General features: G+C 44.6%; 20 protein-coding genes and 1 pseudogene. 7 read left to right on the top strand and 14 right to left on the bottom strand.

The genetic code is table 11. The annotated features are described in order from the left end of the window. Position 1: 1 nt before the first annotated feature. The 3 genes from H6F74_RS09085 to H6F74_RS09075 all read right to left on the bottom strand — a co-directional run bounded on the left by H6F74_RS09085 (position 2) and on the right by H6F74_RS09075 (position 2,123). Positions 2 to 718 carry a carbonic anhydrase gene (locus H6F74_RS09085; protein WP_190439436.1) on the bottom strand — a complete coding sequence of 239 codons (717 nt, stop codon included), beginning with the start codon at positions 716 to 718 and terminating at the stop codon, positions 2 to 4. Between the two features lie 117 nt (positions 719 to 835). Continuing rightward, complete coding sequence (locus H6F74_RS09080) at positions 836 to 1,147, bottom strand: P-II family nitrogen regulator (RefSeq protein WP_190439433.1); 312 nt, start codon at positions 1,145 to 1,147, stop codon at positions 836 to 838. 4 nt (positions 1,148 to 1,151) lie between these two features. Then, complete coding sequence (locus H6F74_RS09075) at positions 1,152 to 2,123, bottom strand: sodium-dependent bicarbonate transport family permease (protein ID WP_190439430.1); 972 nt, start codon at positions 2,121 to 2,123, stop codon at positions 1,152 to 1,154. A gap of 220 nt (positions 2,124 to 2,343) precedes the next feature. Between H6F74_RS09075 and H6F74_RS09070 the strand changes: the two are divergent. Together H6F74_RS09070 and H6F74_RS09065 are read left to right on the top strand one after the other, a co-directional pair. Further along, a pseudogene (locus tag H6F74_RS09070) lies at positions 2,344 to 2,526 on the top strand (hypothetical protein); the annotation flags it as partial. Between the two features lie 699 nt (positions 2,527 to 3,225). Further along, positions 3,226 to 4,332 (top strand): HAMP domain-containing sensor histidine kinase, encoded by a 1,107-nt coding sequence (locus H6F74_RS09065; protein ID WP_190439424.1) that lies wholly within the window; start codon positions 3,226 to 3,228, stop codon positions 4,330 to 4,332. Between the two features lie 3 nt (positions 4,333 to 4,335). Here H6F74_RS09065 and H6F74_RS09060 read toward each other — a convergent pair whose 3' ends face one another. The 4 genes from H6F74_RS09060 to H6F74_RS09045 form a co-directional block, all read right to left on the bottom strand. Then, on the bottom strand, positions 4,336 to 4,572 hold the full coding sequence (locus H6F74_RS09060) for a hypothetical protein (protein ID WP_190439421.1): 237 nt from the start codon (positions 4,570 to 4,572) through the stop codon (positions 4,336 to 4,338). A 95-nt stretch (positions 4,573 to 4,667) separates the two neighbouring features. Continuing rightward, a complete protein-coding gene (locus H6F74_RS09055; protein WP_190439418.1) occupies positions 4,668 to 5,699 on the bottom strand; it encodes a glycoside hydrolase family 43 protein in 1,032 nt (343 codons plus the stop codon). Between the two features lie 7 nt (positions 5,700 to 5,706). Then, the gene (locus H6F74_RS09050; protein ID WP_190439415.1) at positions 5,707 to 6,513 is read right to left on the bottom strand and encodes a phytanoyl-CoA dioxygenase family protein; all 807 of its coding nucleotides are present in this window, start codon (positions 6,511 to 6,513) and stop codon (positions 5,707 to 5,709) included. 681 nt (positions 6,514 to 7,194) lie between these two features. Next, on the bottom strand, positions 7,195 to 7,362 hold the full coding sequence (locus tag H6F74_RS09045; protein ID WP_190439413.1) for a hypothetical protein: 168 nt from the start codon (positions 7,360 to 7,362) through the stop codon (positions 7,195 to 7,197). 280 nt (positions 7,363 to 7,642) lie between these two features. Here H6F74_RS09045 and H6F74_RS09040 point away from each other — a divergent pair, with 280 nt between their 5' ends. Next, the gene (locus H6F74_RS09040; protein WP_242021943.1) at positions 7,643 to 8,146 is read left to right on the top strand and encodes a DUF29 domain-containing protein; all 504 of its coding nucleotides are present in this window, start codon (positions 7,643 to 7,645) and stop codon (positions 8,144 to 8,146) included. Positions 8,147 to 8,424: 278 nt separating this feature from the next. On the opposite strand, the gene H6F74_RS09035 is transcribed toward H6F74_RS09040, so the two are convergent. The 4 genes from H6F74_RS09035 to H6F74_RS09020 all read right to left on the bottom strand — a co-directional run bounded on the left by H6F74_RS09035 (position 8,425) and on the right by H6F74_RS09020 (position 15,856). After that, complete coding sequence (locus H6F74_RS09035; RefSeq protein ID WP_190439411.1) at positions 8,425 to 9,294, bottom strand: DUF3800 domain-containing protein; 870 nt, start codon at positions 9,292 to 9,294, stop codon at positions 8,425 to 8,427. A gap of 134 nt (positions 9,295 to 9,428) precedes the next feature. Next, complete coding sequence (locus tag H6F74_RS09030) at positions 9,429 to 9,581, bottom strand: hypothetical protein (protein WP_190439410.1); 153 nt, start codon at positions 9,579 to 9,581, stop codon at positions 9,429 to 9,431. 9 nt (positions 9,582 to 9,590) lie between these two features. After that, entirely contained in the window at positions 9,591 to 10,976 is a 1,386-nt protein-coding gene (locus H6F74_RS09025; protein ID WP_347269492.1) for a GH1 family beta-glucosidase, read from the bottom strand. Next, complete coding sequence (locus H6F74_RS09020; protein ID WP_190439408.1) at positions 10,973 to 15,856, bottom strand: non-ribosomal peptide synthetase; 4,884 nt, start codon at positions 15,854 to 15,856, stop codon at positions 10,973 to 10,975. Before H6F74_RS09020 ends, H6F74_RS09025 begins: the two co-directional genes overlap by 4 nt. 507 nt (positions 15,857 to 16,363) lie before the next feature. On the opposite strand from H6F74_RS09020, the gene H6F74_RS09015 reads away from it, so the two are divergent. Then, complete coding sequence (locus H6F74_RS09015; RefSeq protein WP_190439406.1) at positions 16,364 to 17,473, top strand: alpha/beta hydrolase; 1,110 nt, start codon at positions 16,364 to 16,366, stop codon at positions 17,471 to 17,473. Positions 17,474 to 17,605: 132 nt separating this feature from the next. Here the strand turns inward: H6F74_RS09015 and H6F74_RS09010 are convergent, their stop codons facing one another. Further along, positions 17,606 to 18,478 carry a GDSL-type esterase/lipase family protein gene (locus H6F74_RS09010; protein WP_242021942.1) on the bottom strand — a complete coding sequence of 291 codons (873 nt, stop codon included), beginning with the start codon at positions 18,476 to 18,478 and terminating at the stop codon, positions 17,606 to 17,608. 186 nt (positions 18,479 to 18,664) lie between these two features. Further along, on the bottom strand, positions 18,665 to 19,138 hold the full coding sequence (locus H6F74_RS09005; RefSeq protein ID WP_190439402.1) for a GNAT family N-acetyltransferase: 474 nt from the start codon (positions 19,136 to 19,138) through the stop codon (positions 18,665 to 18,667). A gap of 350 nt (positions 19,139 to 19,488) precedes the next feature. Between H6F74_RS09005 and H6F74_RS09000 the strand changes: the two genes are divergently transcribed. After that, a complete protein-coding gene (locus H6F74_RS09000; protein ID WP_190439399.1) occupies positions 19,489 to 19,833 on the top strand; it encodes a hypothetical protein in 345 nt (114 codons plus the stop codon). Further along, complete coding sequence (locus H6F74_RS08995) at positions 19,823 to 20,227, top strand: hypothetical protein (RefSeq protein ID WP_242021941.1); 405 nt, start codon at positions 19,823 to 19,825, stop codon at positions 20,225 to 20,227. Before H6F74_RS09000 ends, H6F74_RS08995 begins: the two co-directional genes overlap by 11 nt. 6 nt (positions 20,228 to 20,233) lie before the next feature. Here the strand turns inward: H6F74_RS08995 and H6F74_RS08990 are convergent, their stop codons facing one another. Then, positions 20,234 to 23,497, bottom strand: a complete 3,264-nt coding sequence (locus H6F74_RS08990) for a non-ribosomal peptide synthetase (protein WP_190439396.1) — start codon at positions 23,495 to 23,497, stop codon at positions 20,234 to 20,236. Positions 23,498 to 23,611: 114 nt separating this feature from the next. On the opposite strand from H6F74_RS08990, the gene H6F74_RS08985 reads away from it, so the two are divergent. Beyond that, entirely contained in the window at positions 23,612 to 24,805 is a 1,194-nt protein-coding gene (locus H6F74_RS08985) for an MFS transporter (RefSeq protein WP_190439392.1), read from the top strand. The last annotated feature ends 74 nt before the right edge of the window (positions 24,806 to 24,879 follow it).

Genomic DNA, 24,879 nt, shown 5'->3' with positions numbered 1-24,879 from the left:
CTTAAATCAACGTGACTTTTCCAGTATCAAGATCGTAACGACCTCCGACAATTTTGAGCTTTTCATCCAGTAATCGTTCAGACACGATCGTTGAATTTTGTTTTAATTTCTCAATTTGATACCGAACATTTGCAATTACAGCATTATCAACCGGATCGCCCGATTCATCTTTTGCCTTAGCGATCGCAGGTTTGATGGCTTTAACAAAAGAATTCATGTTTCCAGGGAGATGTTCCCCCTGCACTGCGGCGGTGACAGCACCACAGCGTTCGTGACCTAAAACCATAATCACAGGAGTGCTGAGGATAGCTACAGCATATTCCAGACTGCCAAGCACTTCTGGAGTCACGATATTTCCGGCAACCCGGATATCAAATAAGTCACCGAGTCCTTCGTCAAACAAAATTTCCGCAGACACCCGCGAATCCGCGCAGGTTAGCAGAGTTGCAAAAGGGTGTTGTGCTTGGGCAATTTCTTTAATGCGTGCCTCTGATTGATCGGGATGCTTAGCCTTGTGTTGCACAAACCGTTGATTGCCTTCCATCAACCGTTTTAGGGCGGCATCAGGGCTGGGAGGATCAACGGTCGCTGCGATCGCTCGGTTTGCTTGCACGCCCCAGAATGCACTTCCCGCCACAGCCGCCATCAGGGCTATTCCACCCTTTCCTGTTAAGTTCAAAAAATTGCGCCGCCCTATTAACCCATTGTTCTCATTCATAGGTATTAAGAAGAAGTAAAAGTTACAGAATGAACTATTCAAAGTTCACAGTCTAGTTTCGACTCTGCTTTTGTTTTTTAGTCTCTAAAAATTTTATAGAGGACAGAAGCAGCCACCTTACAGTGACGCAACGCATCTTGTCGAGCGAATTTCCAGCGCATCAGAAATGTAACAGCTACCTCCAAACTTGTTGAGGATTGGTCGAATAATTTCCACAGCACCTTTAAGTATTTCCGGGGAACAAAAGGCAACCACGTAGACATTATCCAACATGGTCATATCCAAATCTTCAGAACCGCCTCTAAGCGCCTGTCCGGCAACATTGCGGATGACTAGGTGTCCCGTTACACCTGCTTTTTTTAAGCCATCTAAAATTTTGCCAAGTTCAAATGAATTTGCGATGATTTCTATTCGTTTAACTGAATGCATGATGTTATCTCCAAAGCATCTCAATTCCGTACAGATATAAAGGAATTCCCACAATGATGTTGAAAGGAAACGTTACAGCTAGCGCGGTAGAAACGTACAAGCTAGGATTCGCTTCAGGAACCGTTAAGCGCATAGCGGCGGGAACAGCAATATAAGAAGCACTCGCACAAAGCACCGCAAATAAGAGCGCGTCACCCTTGGGCATTCCGATGAATTTTGCAATCAAAAGTCCAATGCCTGCATTGAGGATTGGGATTAGTATTGCAAAAGAAATGAGAAAAACGCCCGTTTTTTGCAAGTCCTTAATCCTTTTAGCCGCAACCAACCCCATGTCGAGCAAAAAGAAGGTCAGGATACCGTAGAACAATCCCTGAGTAAAGGGTTCCAAAGTGTGCCAACCGCGTTCTCCAGTCAGGACTCCGATTATCAGGCTACCAACCAGCAGAAATACGGAGCTATTCAGGAAGGCTTCTTGTAGCACTTCGGGCCACGAAAAGTCCCGATCTCCCTGGCTGGGTGTAAATAGATTGACCAGAATCAGCCCGACGATGATAGCCGGAGATTCCATAAGCGCTAGGGCTGCAACCATATAACCATCATAATCAATCCCCAACTCGGTCAAAAAAGCTCCTGCCGTGATAAAAGTTACGGCACTGATGGAGCCATAAGTCGCGGCGATCGCTGCTGCATCATAGGTATCTAGCCTCAGCTTGAGGATAAAAAAGGTATAGATCGGGACAGCACACGCCATCAATATGGCTGCCAGCATGGTCAATAGGACTTCCTGGGTCAAGCCGCTTTTGATCAGTTCCACTCCTCCCTTAAAGCCAATGGAAAATAGCAGATAAAGTGACAGTAACTTGGGGAAAGGAGCCGGAATTTCAAGATCCGATTTAACAAAAACTGCCAGCATACCTAGAAAGAAAAATAGGATTGGTGGATTCAGGATATTAGAAACGATCAGGCTTGTATCCATATCCACTCCCCATCCTGGATAACCAAGAATTTGAAAAAGGTTTTAATCATGACTGAAGTGACACAGTGGTTCTACGCATCAGATGTTGCGTAGAACCACTGTATGGCAATTGAGTCGCTAAAAAGATATAGGAAATTTTTATACCAAGTATAAATAAAACCTTTCTAACTACCGAAATCAGCCGGGAGCTGGGTTTGACAAGAACTGAAGTCGCGACTGCAACAACAGCGCCGATTACGGGCGAATTGTAGTGAGAATGGCAGTACCTCCCCAGGAGATGGAGGAGTGGATGGCATTTCTCGATACGTTCAGGCTTAGCGATGAGGATGACAGCCAGAATTCAGCAATCTGTTTTTGGGCTAGGGCGATCGCTCCTAGACCCATGACGACCCAGACCCATTAAGAATTGTCAACTCCGATAGGTAAAGCGCTTTCATCCAGCCGTTTAGTGCAGTGAGGTGTTAAATCTCATCGTCAGGAAACGAAACTGACATAATTTTACCCTGAGAGAGATACACACTAAAGCCATCAGAAAACTGCCTTCTTGGTTTCTTTTGTGCATCAAGATTTTCCTCTTCATCAAGTAACAGTTTGATTGACCAACCCTAGTTTTTAGAATACATTACCAAAAGTATCCGAATTCAAAGGACTTATTGACCAGACATATATGCCCGAATGAAGTGGTAGAAATCGGACTGTAGTGGTTAAAAATAATCCTTGAGCAGTTTTTTTCGCTTACCCCAAAGCTATTGGCAGATAATGTGGCTTCATAATTATGTTTTTAGTCGGTTTACAGATAATGTGATTTGATTTGCAGTTATTGGGGTTTAGACTAACCTTTTATTTCCAATTTAATGTATTTTCAGTTTTGTTTTGGAAAGCGCTTTGAAGCGTTTGTGTTTGCAGTTCGCTACAATTACATCTTTCGGCTGCTTGTGCAAACTACTTACCATCTTTGATAATTTAACCTTGTCTGCGACTTGACCGGGTATACAGATGCATTGTAGCTTCTGTTAGTTGCTGCTCGAACCTGCTCGAACCCACTCAAACCCACATCTTGGAAACGTTCCCTTATCTCTACTCATGCAGAGAATCAAAAACGATGTCTAATCAAGCTTCTGACCGTCTTAAGCAAAATGCTGAAAGAATTATGCATCTGTGGGAGAAACGGGCGCGTGATGAAGTCAAAGCATCAATGCATCAGGATTCTCTTGTCTTACAAAATTCGCTACCTCTGTACTTAAACCAACTGGTAGATGAACTCTCAAACAGAATTGACAGGACACCTGCCCGAATCGCATCCGACGAGGTAGAAAGCACGCGAATTGGCAAGAAGCATGGGCATGAACGGGCGGGCTATGCTGACTACTCCATGAGTCAACTCATTTTCGAGTACCATATCCTCCGTCAAGTCATCTTTCAAGTTTTAGAGGAAGAAGCGCCTTTAGAAGTGAGGGAACGAGACATCATTATCGGCTCGATTGAGCAAGCCGTTAATGACGCTGCCACTCAATTCTCCGAGACGCTGCGAGATATTCAAGAGCTATTTATGGTGACGCTAACTCACGACCTCAGAGGCCCCCTTAATGTTGTAAAAATGGGAACTCAACTGACTCTGCGTCGGCTGGAACGAGGAGATACCCACGTGGATGTAGCGGTGAGGATGGTCAATGCAGTCAATCGGCTGGATTCGATGATTCAAAATCTGCTCGATGCAAGTCGGCTGCGGAGCGGGCAGAGCTTAAAGATTGAATTTGAAGAATGCGATTTAGAGAGCCTGGTGCAGGAGGTAGTCGAGGATTTGAGCTTCGCTTATGGAGAGCGGTTTGTTATGGTTTGTGATTCTGAGATCAAGAGTTATTGCAGCCGTAAAGAAATACGGCGGGTGATTGAAAACTTAGCAGTTAACGCTGTGAAATATGGGGCGTCTGGCACGCCGATTACACTCACGCTTCAGCAAACTGAAACGCAGATCAGCCTTACTATCCATAATGAAGGCGATCCAATTGCCCTAGACGCTCAATCAATCCTATTTCAACAATTTCGTCGAACTATCTCTGCTGAGGAGCAAACGGGATGGGGACTAGGTTTATTTTTGGTAAAGAGTATTACTGAAGCACATCAAGGGACGATTGAGGTTGAAAGCGCTGAAGATAAGGGAACAAGCTTTATCATCAAGTTACCCAAAGTTCCCGATCGGGTGGCATAGTGGCTAAGGTTCTTTGCTGATTTTGGTGAAAAGAAGGACGGTTGCCAATTTCTGTAACCTGGATTCTAGGCTAAAAATCTTTCTAGAGAATTGCCCGTATACATGAAACTCCTCAACAGCGATCGCACTTGACATCTCGCCGCCAGCAATCGCTCGAATTGCTTCGGTTTCGGCAGCGCGATCGCTTGCGCTAATTAGATATAGCAATTCTCCATTGGATGCAATACGGTTTAACCCCACCCCTGCCCCTCCCCGTTCACAGGGAGGGGTTCAATATTCCCCCCTCTCCGTTCACGGAGAGGGGTTGGGGGTGAGGTTCCGAGTGTATATTGCACTCAAGTGAGAACTGCTATAGTCTGCGATGTCCAGGTGGGACCATCGCAGCGCGGGCCATCCGCCGTCCAAATCAATTTATCTAAGCACATTCGCCGCGCTGACCTGCCCGTATCCCAAGCATGGTAAGCGATGTAATCAGTTTGACCATCGGGACTGACAACAATCGAGTTATGACCGGGGCCGAGAACCCGATCGACAACAGTTTTCAATACGCGGGGCCCTGCTTCATTCCCCGCATCCGAGTAGGGACCCATGACGCTATCTGCAACACCATAATCAACACCGTAGTTTTCCGTTTCCCAGCGCCCACCGCTGTAAAAGCAGTAGTAGCGATCGCCATGTTTGCGGACACTAGGACCTTCTAAGGTATGCCAATCATAGCGATCGCCGTACATCAAACGGTTTGCCAGAAACCGCTGCCAGTCAGAGCGGGCGCGTAAAACAACTTTTCCCTCTCCACCCAGTTTTGTCATCCCGATCAATCGGTCTACCATCAGCGCCGTTCCAGCCCTTACTCCTCCTTCTGTATCCAAGAAATCGCGGGCGTAGAACAGATACCATTGCCCATCGTCGTCCCGAAAGGCATGAGGATCGATGGCGAAAGGACACGATTCAGGGTCTATGAGGGGTTCACCGATGTCTTGATAAGGCCCCAACGGGCGATCGCTTGTTGCCACCCGTAACTGATGCCGCTTGTCTTCGTGTCCTACGGAGTAGTAGAGATAGAACTTGCGATCGCAATAAGCAACTTCCGGTGCCCAATAGTTATCGCCCAAGGCAGCGTCTGGGCGCAGCAGTGCATTACCCGCAAACTCCCAGCTTACAAAGTCCTCAGAGCGCAAGAGAGGAAAGACGCGCTGTTTGCCGATTTCGTCCACCTCTCCCTCTGCTTCTGCTGCACCCGTGCCGATTGCGTAATATAGTCCCTGGTGTTCCCAAACAAACGGATCGGCAAAATAGCCGTTGTACACCGGATTTGTGTAGGTGCGTTTGCTAGGAAATTCTTCAGGTGTCGGCTCAAATTGAGACATTAGCGTCCTAATACTTGAAATTCACGTAGGTTTCAACTTTGTTCTCTGGCAACTGCTCTACCACTTGGCACCGCAGTAATTCCCTTACTTGCTCTGGCAGACTTTCATAATAGTCCCGTTGCACAGTCAAGTCCACTTTCGCGGTATGCAACCAGTGCATCACATAGCCCATGACAACCATCGGTCTCGGTGTGTTTGTCCGGTTTGGCGAGCCTCGATGCAGCGCCAACGGCGAGCGAATCATCACGTCACCAGGCTGCATATAGAAAGACTCTATGGGAATTTCGCCAGCAGCGATCTTTACTAATCCTTCCTCACGCGGCATGACATGAGTACCCCGCGCCATTTGAAACGGGCCATTGTCCGCCGTCACTTCTACCAGTGGAAAGTTAACCGCCAGCGCGTAAAGTGGCGTTACTATCTGATCGGCAAACAGTGGGCGAAAGTCCCGGTGAATTTCTTGGTAATCCGAACCCTGTACTGGAATATCAGCTCCCAATTGCACCATCTTATATTCTTGGTAGAATACGCGATCGAGAATCCCCAAAATTACCGGATTCGCAAACACATCTACATTGGCAAAGGGAGAAACCCAAGGAAAAGTTAGATAGTAGCGGGATTGTTCGCGAGGTGCCAAACCTCCCGGTTGGTTTTGGCGCTTTTGGAACAATTCATTAAAAGCATCTGCCCACTCTTCGACCAATCTCCTCTCAAACAGACCCCGAATTACACAAATTCCATCTCGATTGAGTTCTTCAGCAAAGCGATTTAGGTCAGTCGTCGTAAACTTAGCTGTATCTGTAGTTTGAATCATGTTCTGCTCCAATTCAGGGCGTTAGAGTTATAGTAAAATCTAGCTTTCAAGAGCAAAGTGTTTCCGGAAACTCGTTCGCTGCTCCCAAAACTTCCGTGTAATTACTGGTTAATAAGGTGTTCAAAAGTTCAGTAATTTCCCCGTTTCGCGCTTATGGAATTTCCTGAACTTTCAGATGAAACTGTGACCGAGTTGCTTAATCAGCGAGTAAAGAATGAAGTACAACCTTCACTCATCCTGCAACGGTTGAATTATTAACCACTATCGTCCAATCGTCATTTCCATATCCACAAGCCTTAGTGACCTAGCTTCTGGAAGTTTCATCGCTGCTGCTAAAACTGCTTCCTCATTGCCTAAAGAAAAACATAACGTCATCTACTAATACTATTATTCCTCGCGATAGATGCAGAATAGCAATCTCTACCCTAAATCTTAAAAAAACTTTGGGTTGGTTTTGTAAAGAAGCCCATATTTTTGTGGGCGTGACAATTCAAAACGGTTTGATGAAGTTCATCGCTTCCATAAGCTGGGGCGGGAATCTCAGCCTCTTTCACTACCGCAACAAGGGGGCAGAGTAGAGGCGGTGGTGGAGATGCAGGTGTTACCCCAGGAGATGGAAAAGTCGCAGGCTTTTTTTGATACGCTTTGGCTTAGCTATGGGGATGAAAGCCAGAATCCAACCTAAAAGCGGTTTTTGGGATGTCGAGTTTCAGCTTCCCGTTCGGTTGCCGGTAGATGCCGCAAATCTATCACTGACACAGGTATGGTTAAGCTGGGAGCAATTACCTGGACGAGATCCCCCTCCACTACGACAAACGTGGTGCGTAAGGTTTCGTAGCGATCGCGCAATTTCGTTGAACGTCTCCTCCAGCGCTGAAGCGTTGAGCGAACCCTTTAGGCGAAGTGCAGTCGCTACATTGTAGAAGGTATTGCTTGGGAACATCTGGTCGAGGAACCACAGCCGCTGCTAGACAAACGATGCCGGAAATACAAAAACTTCTGTTTCCTCAGAGGTATTGACTTCTTCCCCAGCCGTCATAAGAGAATTTTTGCAAAGATACGGGTTCATAAGCTGCTTGGATTGCCGCAAATTTGAGAGCAAGTAAATTTATAGTTGGTTGCGATCGCTATGACTAAAACACAAACGGAAATGTCTACAACTTCTGGACAGTATGAGGCAGACTTTTATGCTTGGACGATTGAACAAGCTAAATTTCTCAAAGATGGTGCATGGAACTGCTTAGATATCTCAAATTTGGTTGAGGAGATTGAATCGTTGGGAAAACAACAACGACAGGAGTTAAGGAACCGTTTGGGGATTCTACTCTTGAATCTGCTTAAGTGGGAATTTCAGTCTAGTCATCGTTCTAAAAGCTGGTTTGCCACAATTCGAGAACAGCGTCGCCGAATTGCGGATTTTCTTGAGGAAAGTCCCAGCTTGAAACCTTACTTACCTGAAGCGTTGAAGAAACCTTATCAGGATGGAGTAGACCTCGCTGTTCGCGAAACCTCTTTGAATTACAAAGATTTTCCCGAAGAGTGCCTTTATAGTTTAGAGCAGGTATTAGACTCTTCGTTTTTCCCCGGTGAAAAAATTGAGTCAGACTCCAACTGGGATGGAAACGAAATATAATAGGCAACTTGCGTTCAACCAGAGTGTTGTACTTGGTGCGATGTGCGGTTTTCGGCTGAAACAGATTATCCTCAATACTCAATAGTAGTTCGGGGCGTTTCGGTTCCCTTCAAGTTCACCTTAGCCCTGTTAGGCTTCTAAAGATCATCAGTGTAGAAAGCGCTCGCCTGCACTGGTTGCCCCTCTAGCATGACAAAACCTTGACATTTCAGTTTTAATGATTATAATGAATTTGGAGGCTTTGAAGCATAATATGCTGCATTGCCTTTTTTTTATTCCTAGTTTTGCTGTTCTTTCGTGCGTAAGTCGGTGATTACCGCAAAGCTCCATATAGCAAAGTTTGGATTGTCTTCTACTTCCCGAATAGCACGATACCGTATCTGACAAACCTGGTTAACTAAATTATTAAGCTCTTGCCGCGCTGGTTCGCTCATATCATTAGTACGAAATCCCCAGGAAACGATATAAGCAACTAGGTCTGCAATTTGTATCCCCGTTGTCAAGTCACTATGAACAAAAAACGGTTCTGGAATGATTTGACCAGATCGTTGTCTTCCTTTGGTTGAATGCTTGAAGTAACGATCCATTTGTTGTACCAACAGGTGACTCTGACTTTTGTCGAGTTCATCGAAGACGACAATACCAGATATTGAAGGATTAATATCTTCAAGGAAATAGAAGAAGCGCTCAAAAAGGTAAGCATAGTCCTTCCGCAGAAACTCCGGTGAGCGCAGTACGGGGGCATTTGGACTCACAATACTAGCGAACGCTTTACACCGGAATTGTGAACAGATATCAAATACCTCGCTAACGTAGTCTAGCTTGGCTTGGGCTAATGCTGTCAGTTCACGTTTTCCGGCAGTGGCTCCTGCTTCAAGACAGGTTCTGGCTAATACCTGTCTTTCATCCTGTGGAATTGGTTCTAGCTGCGCTGCAAGTCGATACACCTTCTTCTTGAGAAGCTCTCTGGCTTTAAGTTCTCTGTCTCCGTTACTATACCGCGTACCAAAGTGGCGAATTTCTGCTGCTTGGATTGCTTGGATTAAATTCCATAAGTCACGATCCTCGATTGCAACACCAGCTAAAACTTCATAAGGTGAATTCCGATGATCTTGCCCACTCTCATCCACAAAAAGGAAGTATGCCATTACAAATAATCCTTAAATCCAGACAGGCTAAGAAACCTATCTGATGCCAATAATGCTTGCAGTAAATGATATCTTCTACCAATTTTAGGCTGCCCGTCATCTCTGTTTGCTTTCTCTATTCAGCGATGATAGCTTCATCCGCCAACTACCACATGAAATTGGTAGTAAGGTTGGAGCGTTACTTTCAGCCTTGCTGTCTTTAAAGCTTTCAACCACTGTTGATAGTGGCGCGATCGCGCAAACTCCACTACTTGCATCAGTATGATTATGGCGCTGTCAGTTCGCACGATTTCATCTCAAACTACTCGGTTCTGGCAAATGCACTCGGCATACCAATTGAAGCTGGCTTTGGGAATGCGTTGTTGCGTCTTGTAATCGACATAGGTAATTCCAAAGCGGCGACTATAACCGTAAGGCCACTCAAAGTTATCCATGAAACTCCAAAGGAAGTAACCTTTCAGGGGATAGCCTTCACTAACGGCTCGATGAGCCGCCTTCAAATACTGGCGTAAATACATAATGCGGTCTGTATCAATTACCTCGCCTTGAGCGTTCAGTTCGTCTTCGGCAGCGCAACCGTTTTCGGTAATGAACACGGGCAAATCTTGTCGCCCAAGGGTGTCGCTAATATGGCGAATTCCCCAATAGATGCTCTCAGGAACGATATGCAGCCAAGGCATATTCATTCGCGGGTAGCCTTTGGGGAAGTCAAGAAACTCGAAGCCGTCTTTATTGTCAGCCGCACGAACATAAGTACCTGTGTAAATATTGATACCTAGTGAATCGAGGGGCTGGTGAATGATTTCTAAATCGTCCGACTGAATATCTGGGGCATCGGCTCCCAACTTCTCAAGCATTGCTGGACTGTAAGCACCCGTCACGGCAGGAAAAATAATCCCTCCATTGAGCCAAGAAGTATGGAAAGCTTGCTGAGCCGCTGTTATATCAGCCGCTGATTCGGTGAGGGGAACGGTGACAGAAATATTGTCTACAAGTGCTACGGAACAGGGAACGGGCGAGGCAGCACGGATAGCTTGACAGCCCATTCCGTGAGCGAGGAGGGCATGGTGAGAAGTCTGCCACACTTCTTTGCGAGTTTTGACGCGAGTACCAGGGGCAAAGGGTGGGTCTTTATCCACATCGTAGGCAAAATCAGTGAAGCAGGGGATTTCGTTGATGGTCATCCAGTTGGTGATGCGATCGCCTAACCGACTGACAACAGCAGTAACATAGTCAGCGAAATCTGAAGCCATCTCCCGGCTGCGCCAAGAACCGTACAAATCCTCTAGTGCTTGAGGACTGTCCCAATGAAACAGGGTGGCGTGGGGAGTAATCCCGTGTTTTTGCAAGCAATCAACCAAACGCTTGTAGAAATCGATTCCCTTCTCATTCACGTTTCCCCGACCATCAGGAATAATTCGGGGCCAAGCGATACTAAAGCGATAATGCTTGATGCCCAGTTTTGCCATCAGTTCTACGTCTGTTTCGTAGCGGTGGTAATGGTCGCAAGCAACAGCACCCGTATCGCCATTCTCAACCCGTCCGGGGGTGGCACTGAAGGTATCCCAGACGCTGGGTTTGCGATCGCCTTCTGTTACTGCACCCTCGATTTGATAGGCGGAGGTAGCCGTACCCCAGATGAAATTTTCTGGAAATTGGTCGCTGGTTTTTATCTGGTTCACGGTTGTTGGTTTTCTTTATTGAGAGAAGATAGCTTCATGCGACGATTTTCACGAGAAATTGGCACTAAGGCTGGGGCTTTGCTTTGAGTAGTGGTCTGCTGAAAACTAGCGATCGCTTTCGATAATTCTGCAATTGTCGGTGCCTCAAATACGCTACGCAAAGGTAACTCCACCCCGAATGTGTCGCGCACTCTAGAAACAAGCTGAGTCGCGAGTAATGAATGTCCTCCTAATTCAAAGAAATTATCGCGAATACCTATCCGCTTAACTCCCAAAACCTCAGCAAAAATTTTCACTAACACTTCCTCAACCGGAGTTTGAGGTGCAACATAACTTCCTGCCAATTCTAGTTTGACTGGTTCGGGTGCAGGTAAAGCACGGCGATCGACTTTGCCATTAGGTGTAAGCGGTAGAGATTCCAGCACCACAAAAGCCGATGGCACCATGTACTCAGGCAGCTTTTGGGTGAGATAAGTCTGCAATTGAGGGATTAACTTACGGGCTGCTTTTGCTTGTAGGGGATTATTCGCATAAGATTGTAGCGATCGCAATTTAGCGCTGAGTGGCAAAGTAGTTTTCTTATCTACTTTTTTCCTTACAAACGCTACATCGTAGCGTCCATCAGTGCCGGAATTTGCCCAACTAATATCAACCTTGTAAGGGACGTCTAGGCTATAAAAATCTTCTGGATCTACTCCTAAATTTTGGAGGTTTTGCAATGTTTCGCGCATCTGTCCCGCCGTTTTAAATTCTGCTGCCCCTGACAACCATTCTGCTGTTTTAACTGCTGCTGTTACCCGCGAATTAGCCACATTGGTAATGGTTAATATTTCTGGCTGGTTATCAATTAATAGCTGATTTACAGCGGATACGTTTAAGTTATTTTCGTGCCAGTCTAGCGAGGAACCCCTCCCCAGCCCTCCCCGCAACGGGGAGGGAGCCGGAGTATTCTTACTTCCCCCCGCTTCGGGGGGATTGAGGGGGGTTCTTTCAGAACGTATTTTAGGGTCAATATGCAGAATCGCATTATAACGAAACTGCGTTAATTCATTGTGGTGATGACCCCGGATTAGTTGAATTTGTACGTCGCTAATCTGGGGAAATCCCTGCTTTAATGCACTGAAGAAAGCTGGATCAATTACTAACTCAGTTTCTTGGAATATTTGCATTTCTACTCGTTGCTGCAACTGTTCGCGGGTGAGGGAGGGTTCGGCTTGATAAAGCTGTACTGAGGCGTGAAAAGCTTGCAGTAGCGGGAGGCTACGCACATCGCCGATGAATATGAAGCCACCGGGAGCGATCGCATTTATTGCTCCCTCCAGTACGCGCACTAGATAATCAATACTGGGAAAATATTGCACAACCGAGTTCAGAATCACCGTATCAAAAGCTTCTGACTCCACTCCCTCAAAGTCAGTCGCTAACTTCTGAAGCAATGTTACTTGAGGTAATTGTGCCAATTGTTGTTGGATGTAGTTCAGTGAAGCAGAGGAAAAGTCTGTCCCACAATATTTATTGCAGTGAGGCACAATTCTAAACAACAGTAAACCTGTTCCGCACCCAATTTCTAGCACTCGACTCGGTTGCAAATCCAGAATTTGCGCGACTTGGTTATCAACCCATTCACGCATCTGTTCTGCTGGAATCGGTTGATTAGTATAACTGCTATTCCAACCGACAATATTGAATGTTGGATCTGAACCAGCAGCAGGTTGATTATAATTTTCGTTGTAGAGCATCTGCCATTGCGAAACCTGCTCATCTTGCAATTGCATTTCCATCTGCTTCTGTTCGCTGTATTCAGAATTTAGCGCTACATAAGCTACTAAACGCTTTTCCCCCGGTACATCTTCACGAGTTATTACAGCATTTTGCAGCACTGCCGGATGCTGACTGAGTACCGATTCAATTTCTCCCAACTCTATGCGGAAGCCGCGAATTTTCACCTGTTCGTCGAGGCGTCCTAAAAATTCGATATTGCCATCTGGTTGATAGCGAACTAAATCGCCTGTTTTATAAAGACGCGCTTCTGCTTGGTTACTAAAAGGATTAGAAATGAATTTTTCAGCAGTTAAATCGGGACGGTTTAAATAACCTCGCGCTAGTCCATCACCACCAATGTACAATTCACCAGCAACGCCGATGGGAACAGGCTGTAAATATCTATCTAGAACATAAACTTGAGTGTTGGCAATGGGACGACCAATTGTAGGCGCGATCGCATTCCCTGATGCTACTACATCTACGCTCCCTTCTTGCCCCCCTTTTAAAGGGGGGTTAGGGGGATCTTCTTTCTCTCTTACAGCAACTATCCCGGAAGTTGTAACAACAGTATTCTCAGTTGGGCCATAATTATTAACTAGCTGGAAAGGATACTCAGCAAAAGGAGACTGGTGTAGTTTGTCTCCCCCTGTCAGTAATAGTCGTAAAGCTGCGTTATTAGACCAATCCAATAACAAAATTTTCTCAGCTAAAGGTGTCGGTAAAAAGCTAATTGTTATTGATTTCGATATTAAGAAGTCTCTCAGTTTTTCAGGCACTATTCTTATTTCATTGTCCGTCAAATAGATACTAGATCCTGCACTCAAATAAGGCAAAACTTCCCACGCACAAGCATCAAACGCAATCCCTGCAACCTGTGTTACGCGGTCAAGCGGGGAAACTGAAAACGCTTTTTGATGCCAAAAGATGAGATTTAATAAGTTGCGATGTTCAATTTTAACCCCTTTCGGCTTTCCTGTAGTGCCAGAGGTATAGATAACATAAGCCAGGTTTTCTGCTGTAACATTGCTGATAGTATTATCTTCGCTTTCTTGGGCAATCGCTTCCCAATCTTTATCTAAACATATTATTTGTGAGGTATGCTTCCCAAGGCGTTCGATACACTGTTCATGTGTTAATAAAACTGGCACTTGAGCATCTTGAAGCATAAAACTCAAACGCTCAGGGGGGTAGCTGGGGTCTAAAGGTAGGTATGCTCCACCTGCTTTCAGGATGGCTAACATCCCGATTATCATATCAAGCGATCGCTCTACACACAGTCCTACTAAAATTTCCGCACCAATACCCAGTTTTTGTAAGTAACGTGCAAGTTTGTTGCTGCGTATATTTAACTCTTGATAGGTGAGTTCTTTATCTTCAAATACTAGCGTGATCGCATCTTTATTCTGGTCTACTTGTGCTTCAAATAGCTGATGAACACACAAAGTTTTGGAATAATCTACTTTGGTATTATTCCATTCCACCAAAAGTTGATCTAGTTCAGCTTCACTTAATATCGGTAATTCGGCAACTCGTTGCTCTGGATTTGCAACAATACCCTCTAGCAATATTTGGAAATGCCCCAGCATCCGGTTAATAGTGGCTGCATCGAATAAATCGGTGCTGTATACGACAAAGCCGCTAATTCCTTCTGAACTATCTACCCCTAACCCATTATTTTCTTTTTGCTCCCACAAGTGGAACTCTAAATCAAACCGCGTTGTTTGTGTATCAACAAATTGCAGCGGGCTTAAGGTTAACTCTGGTAGTTCTAGTGCCGACATTGGCGCATTTTGTAATGCAAACACCACCTGAAACAGGGGATTTTGATTCAAGTTGCGCTCCGGATGCAGTTCCTCCACCAGCTTTTCAAAAGGCAAATCTTGGTGAGCATACGCTCCCAGCGATACCTCTCGTACTCGACTCAAAAGTGAGCGAAACGTTGGATTTCCATCAAAGTTGGTACGCAACACCAAACTATTGACAAAAAAACCAATTAACCCTTCAATTTCACTGCGGTTGCGGTTGGCAATTGGCGAACCTACTGCAATATCTTCTTGCTGGGTGTAGCGGTACAGCAAGGTTTGAAATGCTGCAAGTAAAGTCATAAATAAAGTTACGCCTTCTTGCTGGCTTAAGGCTTCTAAGGCCTTACTTAGGCTTTTCGGTAGTTGCAAAAGTTGCGTTGCACCCCGATAGCTTTGAACTGCTGGTCGAGGTCTGTCAGTAGGCAAATTTAGGATAGAAATGCCGTCCAACTGCTGCCGCCAGTAAGCAAGTTGTGTTTCCAATACTTCCCCTTGCAGCCACTCCCGTTGCCAGTGGGCAAAATCTGCATACTGGATGGGTAGTTCTGGTAAAGGTTTAGAGACGGAAAATTTATCGTCTTTACAAGAAGCAAAGGCTGTGTAGAGTGCCGCTAACTCGCGAATTAGTACCCCCATAGACCAGCCATCGGAGACAATGTGGTGCAGCACCAGCAGTAGCACATATTCTGACTCATCCAACCGCAGTAGCGTTACTCGCAGAAAAGGGTCTTTGGACAAATCGAAAGGGCGTTGAGCTTCTTGGGTGGTGATGCGTCGCGCTTCGGTTTCTAATTCTCCTAGCCCTTTCAGGGCGGCTTCGCCAACAGAGACGCTTTGCGATCGCAAATCTATTACTGGTAGAGGTACAGTTAATGTGGATGCGATCGCTTGTACGGGTTGTCCTTCCACAGTTACAAAAGTGGTGCGTAAAGCTTCGTGACGGCGCACAATTTCGTTAAAAGCCTCCTTCAACGCCGCTAAATTTAGCGAACCTACCAGACGCATAGCTGCCGGAACATTATAAAAAGCATTATTGGGTACTAATTGATCCAGAAACCACAGCCGCTGTTGTGCAAAGGATAGGGAGAGATTTCTGTCCCGTGAAATGGGTGTAAGACTTATAGGTGTGGCGTTTGTGGTAACGTTAGCTGCCCTTAGAAATGAGATAATTTCAGCTTTGCGTTCCGCAATCTCTGCACGCAATTCTGCTGTGAGGCTTCCTTCAGGGGCATTACAGCGCAGGCGTTCTTCATCGACAAAAACCTGAATATCTAAGCTACGAAGATAAGATAAAAATTCAACTATTTTCAAGATTAAACCCCTTTTAAGAGATTACCTGCTAGAGGAGTTTACCAGAAATAAGGGTTTAAAGCCCCGTCCTATAAGGACGGCTTTTTGTTGACTTATAACTGGAATAAAAGTATTATTTAATACAGAGGTTAGGGTAATCAACCTCTCTAAACACCCAGTAGCCCAAGGGCTACGCACCGATGATTACTAAGCTTAGGGGGTTCTCTAGGGGAAAGCTTCTAGAGGTTAAAGCTTAAGCAACAAGTATCAGAGAACCAAATATTTAGGTTTGAAACCGTAGGGTAGGGCATATCCGAACGGGCTTCTGAAATGGAGCGAAAGCTTGAGGAGAGAACCATCTCTGGCTATAGTTTCGCAAGGGATTCTAGTTAAGTGGACTCGTAGAGCCAAGAATCCCACTGCCTTTAGGCGTGGGAGTGTCAATTGCTATTGAGCCGACTGTAGTCTAACCTCGGTATGACGTTGGAAGACAACTTACTGAACATCCTACCGTGAAGGTTTCGTCTCATGCTGTTCATGCCCCCCAATTTCCTTTTGTTATGGCTGGTACAACTGTTATCTATTGGGGTACTTGGCGGGGGGATTTACATTCTTTATGAATGGTACGAACGGGAACTTGTGGGAATGCCCTACTTAGTGGCTGGACTAGCGCTGGTTCTGTGGTCTTTTGGGGGTAGTTTTATTAGTTTGCCACTGCTGCGTCGTAAAGGTGCTGAAGAACCTAAAATCATGCGTACTGGAACCGTGCAGCGCATACAACGACCGGATGGTAGCGTCCTGCAAGTAGAGTTTTATGGCCCTGAAGATGGTCAACCGATTATCTTGTCACATGGTTGGGGGCCTAACAGTACGATATGGTACTATGCCAAGCGACAATTAAGCGATCGCTTCCGAGTGATTGTTTGGGATTTGCCGGGACTAGGAAAATCTACTAGACCGAAAAATAACGACTACTCCATAGAAAAATATGCGCGAGATTTAGAAGCCGTTGTTGCCATAGCGGGAGACAAGCCGGTTATCCTGCTGGGTCACAGCATGGGCGGCATGATTAACCTAACATTCTCTCGGCTGTTTCCAGAACATCTGGGGCGGCGGGTGGCTGGGTTAATCCTTGTGGATACCACCTACACCAATCCGGTAAAAACTTGTATTTTTAGCGGTTTGATACGCAAATTGCAGAAGCCGCTGCTCGAACCTCTGTTGTACCTCACGATTCTGCTGTCACCTATCTTATGGGTGATGACGTGGCTCTCATTTCTCAATGGGTTGCTGCACATTAACGTAGAACTGTCTGGATTTAAGGGTACTGAAACACGCGGTCAACTCAATTTTGCAGCTCTATTGTCAGCCTTTGGTTCCCCTGGTGTTCTCGCTCGTGGCACATTGGCAATGTTCAATTTCGAGGAAACAAGGACACTCTCAACGATTAACGTTCCAGTGTTGGTCGTTTGCGGCGCTTCTGATATAGCGACTAAACCTATTGCAAGCGATCGCATGAAAGCGGAATTGCTTCAAGCTGAACTCGTGACCATTAAGCCGGGTGGACACATGGTATTGATGGAGAAGAATCAGCTCTTTTCCGAAGTTGTCAGTACATTTTGTGCTAAGTGTTCGTAACTCAGGCACTAAAATGAGCGTGTGAGTAGCAATAAATGCTGACTTATTTGGTTTTATTTCGGCTCAACCCCAACTAGCTTAGTTACCTGTGGTTTGCGATCGCAACCTTAGCTGTTGTAGGCAAACCATTTATTACTTCCCCTTGAGACTTTTGTCCGTCAACCAGGTGGATAGCACATGAGTTAGCTCCTGATTTAGCGCGTTATACCCCCTCTCATTGAGATGCAAAGTATCGCGAACGTAGTTGCTTTGCACTTGACCATTGTGTGCTAGGAGCGAGTAAGCATCTAAAATCAAGACATCCTTTGCTTTTAGCGAGTAAAGGTAAGCGTTTACTTCCGATACCGCTTGGGCGATATCTGGCGACCAGAAAGGTTGACGAGTCAGAGGTACTGGGCCAATAGGAAAAATGGTTGTCAAAATAACGGTGGCACCACTATTTACCGAACGTGCGACAATCTGCTGAATATTAGCTTTGCAGTTGTTGATAATGGCAGCTTTTCGCTCAGGAAATAGCGGGATTGTTTTCAAGTCGTTAATCCCAACTTGCACAATGATAATATTGGGCTGCAACGGCACAACATGATTGTCAAAGCGTCCCAATATCTGGGCTGAAGTCTGAGAGCTGATGCCTCGATTGATAAAAGAAAAACTCTTGAGCGTTGCCGGAGCGGGCCACATTTCTGCTCGCGAGTCGCCAAAGAATACCACGGTTGCTGTGGAGGCGGCAGGAACACCATCTGTTAGAGAGTCGGCACTAAAGGTGCCTAGTCCCAAGGGATCTAGATTGGTTTTGTTCAGTAGCAGGTAGTAGTGTCTCGCTTGGCGGAACAGGAGCGCGTTGAAGGCCAGCGATACTACCACGACGAGACATAATAATAGGGCCAGATGAAATAAACGCTGTTGTTTCTGCATTTTGGGGTGGGTAGTCCGCAGGCGTGTAACCGGAGCATCCCGTATTTGCAAATCGCCCACAGACTGGAAGTCTGTGGCTACACAGACCAAGTCTGCCTGCGCGGACTCAATTTAGCCTGGGTCGGCAGGCTTTGTTTGTGCGGTTGCGATTTCCAATTGCCAGGGATTTTTGCTGGGATGCACCCCGTGTAACTCATGTATAGCTTTCCAGTTTATGGGGTTTGGATGTTGTTTCATCGTGGTGAGCATTGCCTGACGCAACACTTGAGTAACTTGCTAGACAGCATTTTTTATAAACTTCTCCATTGCGTAATTAACAAAAGTCTCTCCCCTACGTTCTACTTGTTGTTCCCTAACTATCGAGAAGCCCATGTGCAAGAAAAATGGCTTTGCGGTAATACTTGCTTCAGTGTACAAGCGATTAATTCCTAATTCATGAGCTTTGGACTCAATTGCAGAATAAATCTTACGCCCGATACCCATTCCCTGATAATTTTTATGGCAGTAAAAGCAGTCTATGTGTCCGCTAAATTCTAACTCGCCGAAACCTGCGATCGCACCTTCATCATCAGCAACGTAAGTGAATCGATTAGAACAGACCTTTGCCCAGTTCCTAAAATTAATATTATCTGGTGCCCATGCCTTGACTTGATCAATCGAGTAGTCACGAATGTTAATTTTACGCACTGTTTCGTGGAACAACTGCGCTATTTGAACAGCATCTTGCTCATGAAACAATCGTATTTTCATTGGACGCTCCACTGGCTAACTATTTATTATGCTGCCCAGCACTCTATTCTTTCGTCAACTATTCATATTTTAATTATTTTGTCAATGCGTAAGTCCTATTAAAAACTGGACTATAGCAATCCTAAATAATTTATAAAATTAACTCATTAGGTTGGGTTGAGGCACGAAACCCAACAGAGGAAGGCAGTGCTTGGGTTTCGCTTACACTCAACCCAACCTACTAGCTGAAACTAGATTTTTCAGCGCTTTTCTAGTATTTTCTGACATAAAACTGAGCATTGCATTGGGTGCCAGTCGAGGGTTACAGTTGTGATAGGACTGAAACTTGATGATAACAAAATTAAAACCTGATGCAGGATGAGCCACCTGTCGATCCCTTTTTAGCCCAGCTCTGTGAAGGTTATACCGAGGGAGAAGTTGCCGAAATAGAGCAGTATATAGCTGAATGGGATGCCTCTACTTATATTAGTGTAGCTCAGAATATTTTAGATCATGCTTCAAGAAAAGAATTAGACCCATTAAAGTATCTACGAAAAGCCCACAACTTTAATAAGAAAGGAGCAGCACGAGTTCCTAAAACTGGATATCGTCGGGATGGCTCAGCAGTCTACCGAAAAGGGAATGAATATCTAATTGTCCGACCCGATCGATTTGGTGTTGAAAAAATAGTTACTTATGGAGTAAATGATGACTGAAGCCATGCTCAATACTCAAAGTGCTGAAATTACTAGAAACTACATTAGTCATCTGTTAAAGGAGTTAACTGTCGATTATCAAAATAGCAAACGAGAGCGAAAAGAAATTGCTTCTCTCTCTCCAAATCCTGATGAAGAATTTACTGTCCTAGAGGAAATTGAACTGCTAACAGTAGAGATTCGGGGCTATGCTAGTCAAATTCAAGCACGAGGTTGGATTGAAAATGAACCAGAGGCAATTGAGCGATTGCAAGCTATGAGAGCCTTCAATGTTCCATCTATTGCGAGAATTTACTTCGCAATAGATGGAGATTATGGGCAAATAAAAGCTTATATTCGGATGCTAGATTACTTGCGCTTGCTGGCCCTAGAATATTTGCAGATGAGATTGTAGAATTACTTAAAATTCAACCTCTTCTCGCTCATTTCCCGTAGAACTCTTGTTATCCAAACCTTTCGCTGCCCAACACATTGTTTCGATGTGCCTAGCTAAACTAGCTACAGTCGGAGATTCAAACAAGTTGCGTACAGACAACTCTATTTGGAAAGCGTCGCGGATGCGGGAAATTAACTGCGTTGCTAATAGAGAATGACCGCCCAATTCAAAGAAATTGTCCCGGACACCTATCTGCTGTTTCCCCAAAACCTTAGCCCAGATTTCTACTAGCACTTCCTCAACGCGATCGCGTGGTGCAACATAATCTTCTTTCATCTCAAAACTGAGCGTATCTACCGCAGGTAAGGCACGGCGATCCACTTTGCCATTTGGTGTCAGGGGTAGGGATTCTAGTACGACATACGCTGAAGGCACCATGTATTCTGGTAACTTTTCTTTGAGAAATTGCCGCATCATGCTTGTTGGTGTCTGTTGCTGGTCGGGAACAACATAAGCTATCAAGTGTTTATCACCAGGTATTTCTTCTCGGATAATTACTACTGTCTCCCTCACTGCTGGATGCTGATTTAGGATGGCTTCAATTTCTCCCAACTCGATGCGAAAACCGCGAATTTTTACCTGATTATCAATACGACCTAAGAACTCAATGTTGCCGTCTGGTAAATAACGGGCTAAGTCACCCGTTTTATAAAGCCGCGATTCTGGCTTATTATTAAAAGGATTATAAATGAAGCGTTCAGCAGTTATATCAGGGCGGTTAATATATTCTCGCGCCAGACCATCACCACCAATATATAATTCGCCAACAATGCCAATAGGTACAGGTTGTAAATCGGCATCTAATAGATAAATTTGTGTGTTCGCAATCGGGCGACCGATGGGAATAGATGTGGCTGCTTCTGGTACGTCCTGCACACAGTAATAAGAAGAAAATGTTGTACCTTCTGTTGGCCCATATACATGAATTAACTGCTTAGGCGCTCCTTGTTTAACCACCTTTTTAACCCACCGAGTATCAACAGCCTCACCTCCGAATAGCAAATAGCGTAAGGAAGAGAAAGCTTGCGGAACATCTCTAACAATCTGTTGGAATAAGGCTGTAGTCAAAAACAAAACGCTGATGCCTTTCTGTCTCAGTTGTAAGGCAAATTCGTGGGGCGAAAGTGTGACATCTCTACTAATTCCCACAAGTTGAGCGCCGTTAAGTAACGCTCCCCAAATCTCGAATGTTGCTGCATCGAAAGAAGTATTTGAAGCTTGGGCAATTTTATCATTAGGTGATAATTTTATATAATTTGTGTTGCATACCAAGCGATTTACAGCTTTATGAGTAACAGCAACTCCCTTCGGTTTACCTGTAGATCCAGAAGTGTAAATTACATAAGCTAAGCTGTCGCTTGTTACGTCGCTGTGCGGATTTTCTTCGCTTTCTTGGGCAATGGTTTGCCAATCCTTATCGAGGTATACAACTGGGTTCCGGAAGCTACCAAAATTATCAACTAATTTCTCCTGTGTCAGCAATACTGAAACTTGAGAATCATCAAGCATGAAATTTAAGCGATCACGCGGATAATTAGAATCTAAAGGTACATAAGCTCCCCCGGCTTTCAGGATACCCAGCAACCCCACAATCATATCTATAGAACGCTCAACACAGATACCAACTAAAACTTCCGAACCAACCCCCATTTTTTGTAAGTGGTGTGCTAGCTGGTTGCTGCGTATATTTAGCTCTTGGTAGGTGAGTTGCGTGTCTTCAAAGATTACTGCTATAGCATCATGATTCTGCTCTACTTGATTTTTAAACAACTGATGTATACATTTACTATGAGGATAATCTGACGTAGTTTCATTACACTCAATTAATAATTTATGCAGCTCATTTTGGCTCAATAGCGGCAAATTTGAAATTCTTTGTTCTGGATTAGAAACAATGCCTTCCAGCAACATTTTAAAATGTCCTAGCATTCGGGTAATGGTGGCTTCATCAAATAAATCTGTGTTGTACACTACTACGCCTCTAATCCCCTCCGAATCCTCCCATTTCCCGCCCCATAAACTCCGGAAATCCTCCGAACACTTCCACAGGTGCAACTCCAAATCAAAGCGAGTTGTTTTAAAGTCAATATCCATAAAGCTAGGTATTAAACCAGGCAAGTCTAGCGCCGACATTGGTGCATTCTCGAAACCAAATACTACTTGAAAGAGCGGATGACGATTTAAGTTTCGCTCTGGATGCAGTTCCTCAACTAGCTTCTCAAAAGGCAAATCTTGGTGACTGTATGCGCCTAGCGTTACCTGCCGTACTCTGTTTAAAACTTCTCGGAAAGTTGGGTTTCCAGATAAATCGGTGCGTAGCACTAAACTATTGACAAAAAAGCCAATCAATCCTTCAATTTCGCTACGGTTGCGGTTAGCAATTGGCGAACCCACGGCAATATCTTCTTGATGAGTGTAGCGGTAGAGCAACGTTTGAAATGTTGCCAGTAAAGTCATAAATAAGGTGACACCTTCTTGCTGCGAAAGCGTCTGGAGAGCATCGCTTAGCTTTTTCGATAACTCTAAAGTTTGTGTGGCTCCGCGATAGGTTGCAAAAGCTGGCTTCGGTCGGTCAACGGGCAAATTTAGCACGGGAATGCCGTTTAATTGTTGCCGCCAATAAGCTAACTGGGTTTCTAACACTTCTCCTTGCAACCATTCGCGTTGCCATTCGGCAAAGTCGGGGTACTGAAGAGGTAGTTCTGGCAAGGATGTAGAGACGTATGTAACGTTTGTAAAAGCTGTGTATAGCGTCCCCAATTCCCGAATTAGTACGCCGATAGACCAATCATCACAAATAATGTGGTGCATATTTAGTAATAAAATATGCTCTGTCTCAGAAAGCTGAAACAGCATTATTCGCAGCAATGGGCCAGAGGACAAATCGAAAGGACGCTCGAATTCTGCTGCTAACAACTGCTGTCCTTGGAGTTCGCGATCGCATTCTGGGAACTGCCGCAGGTCTACTACGGACAAAGGTATGCTTAAGTTGGGCGCGATCGCTTGCACGGGTTGCCCGTCTAACACCTTAAATGTAGTGCGTAAAGCTTCGTGGCGGCGCACGATTTCCCTAAATGTCTGCTCTAATGCTGCTAAATTCAGTGAACCTGTTAAACGTATTACTGTCGGTACATTATAGATGGCATTGCCAGATATTAACTGGTCAAGGAACCACAACCGCTGTTGGGCAAAAGATGTAGGAAAGACGAAGACTTCTTGTTCAGACATATCGATTTTTTCTGGTAAATTGTAGGACAAGCGGGAGAGCATATCGCAGGTGAGATGCCTCCGCTACAAATGAAAAACATTTTACAACTCGTTTAGAACTACTATATAACTCTTATGAATCGAAAATATTGGATTACTGCTTTAATTGCTTTTATTAACTCACTCAGTTTAACAATTTTACTCCCGATAATTTATCTTTATGGCAAGGAATTCGGACTAAACGATTTTCAAACTAGCTTCTTATTCTCGATTTACTCTTTAGCGCAATTTTTTGCCACTCCTGTAATTGGTAAACTTTCCGATCGCTTTGGACGAAAGCCGTTACTAATTATCAGTTTAGCGGGGACAGTAATCGCCAATTTTATCGCGGGAAACGCTACAACAGCAATCGTTCTATTTTTAGCTCGATTTCTGGATGGAATTACAGGGGGTAATAATTCCGTAGCCCAGGCGATTATTTCTGATATAACTACCCCAGAAAATCGCGCTAAAGGTTTTGGAATTTTGGGGGCAGCTTTTGGTTTAGGTTTTATATTGGGGCCAGCGATTAGTTTACTAGCGCAGGAAATTTCTTTAGGAGCTTCTTTTTTTGTTTCGAGCGCGATCGCGTTCGTGGCTTTGCTAATTACTATCTTTTTTCTACCTGAAACCATCCAAACTAAGGCTGAGAGAGGACACAACATTTTTGACTTGGGCTTGGGCAATTTAATTAAAGGTCTTGCTACTCCCAAAATCGGGATTCTTTTAATTATAAATTTCTTTATTGGCACCACTTTCACAATTTTTACCTATGCTTTTCAGCCCTACTTCATTAATGTACTGGGTCAAAACAGTAAGTCTTTGACGCTGATGTTTCTATTGTTTGGGGTACTAGGTGTCATTATGCAAACATTGGGGATATCGATTTTAACTAGAAGATTTGAGCTAGTTAATATCTTATTTTTAGCTTTATTTGTTCGCAGTTTATCGTTTAGTTTAATGCCAATCGTGCCAAGTATTATTTATTTTGTGTCAGTAACTATACTTTTTTCCATTCTCAATTCTTTAGTTCAGCCGATAATTAATACTTTAATTTCCTTAAATTCTAAGCCAGAGGAGCAAGGAACGGCAATGGGTCTTAATTCCTCTTATTTAAGCATTTCCAACGCCTTTGGCCCTGTAATTGCTGGAATGGTGATTAATCAATCTAATCCAACTACCTATGGTTATCCATTATATTTAGCTGGAACGCTAACATTTTTTGTATTTTTATTAGCAGTATTTACTCGCAAAAGATACGCACCCAAAGTGAAGCCATCAACAGTGTAGCAATTCAAGGGTTGGATTTATAGATCTGTAGGGACATGGCAATGCCATGTCCCTAGCAACAACGTCAGAACTGC

The sequence above is a fragment of the Trichocoleus sp. FACHB-90 genome (assembly GCF_014695505.1).
GTDB classification, from domain to species: domain Bacteria; phylum Cyanobacteriota; class Cyanobacteriia; order Cyanobacteriales; family FACHB-T130; genus Funiculus; species Funiculus sociatus.
This window is presented reverse-complemented; position numbering and strand designations above follow the sequence as displayed.

Bases quoted from the DNA above. Each gene is read 5' to 3' on its own strand.
- H6F74_RS09085 (WP_190439436.1), bottom strand. From the start codon at position 718: ATGAATGAGAACAATGGGTTAATAGGGCGGCGCAATTTTTTGAACTTA.
- H6F74_RS09080 (WP_190439433.1), bottom strand. From the start codon at position 1,147: ATGCATTCAGTTAAACGAATAGAAATCATCGCAAATTCATTTGAACTT.
- H6F74_RS09075 (WP_190439430.1), bottom strand. From the start codon at position 2,123: ATGGATACAAGCCTGATCGTTTCTAATATCCTGAATCCACCAATCCTA.
- H6F74_RS09065 (WP_190439424.1), top strand. From the start codon at position 3,226: ATGTCTAATCAAGCTTCTGACCGTCTTAAGCAAAATGCTGAAAGAATT.
- H6F74_RS09055 (WP_190439418.1), bottom strand. From the start codon at position 5,699: ATGTCTCAATTTGAGCCGACACCTGAAGAATTTCCTAGCAAACGCACC.
- H6F74_RS09050 (WP_190439415.1), bottom strand. From the start codon at position 6,513: ATGATTCAAACTACAGATACAGCTAAGTTTACGACGACTGACCTAAAT.
- H6F74_RS09040 (WP_242021943.1), top strand. From the start codon at position 7,643: ATGACTAAAACACAAACGGAAATGTCTACAACTTCTGGACAGTATGAG.
- H6F74_RS09035 (WP_190439411.1), bottom strand. From the start codon at position 9,294: ATGGCATACTTCCTTTTTGTGGATGAGAGTGGGCAAGATCATCGGAAT.
- H6F74_RS09015 (WP_190439406.1), top strand. From the start codon at position 16,364: ATGCTGTTCATGCCCCCCAATTTCCTTTTGTTATGGCTGGTACAACTG.
- H6F74_RS09005 (WP_190439402.1), bottom strand. From the start codon at position 19,138: ATGAAAATACGATTGTTTCATGAGCAAGATGCTGTTCAAATAGCGCAG.
- H6F74_RS09000 (WP_190439399.1), top strand. From the start codon at position 19,489: ATGCAGGATGAGCCACCTGTCGATCCCTTTTTAGCCCAGCTCTGTGAA.
- H6F74_RS08995 (WP_242021941.1), top strand. From the start codon at position 19,823: ATGATGACTGAAGCCATGCTCAATACTCAAAGTGCTGAAATTACTAGA.
- H6F74_RS08990 (WP_190439396.1), bottom strand. From the start codon at position 23,497: ATGTCTGAACAAGAAGTCTTCGTCTTTCCTACATCTTTTGCCCAACAG.
- H6F74_RS08985 (WP_190439392.1), top strand. From the start codon at position 23,612: ATGAATCGAAAATATTGGATTACTGCTTTAATTGCTTTTATTAACTCA.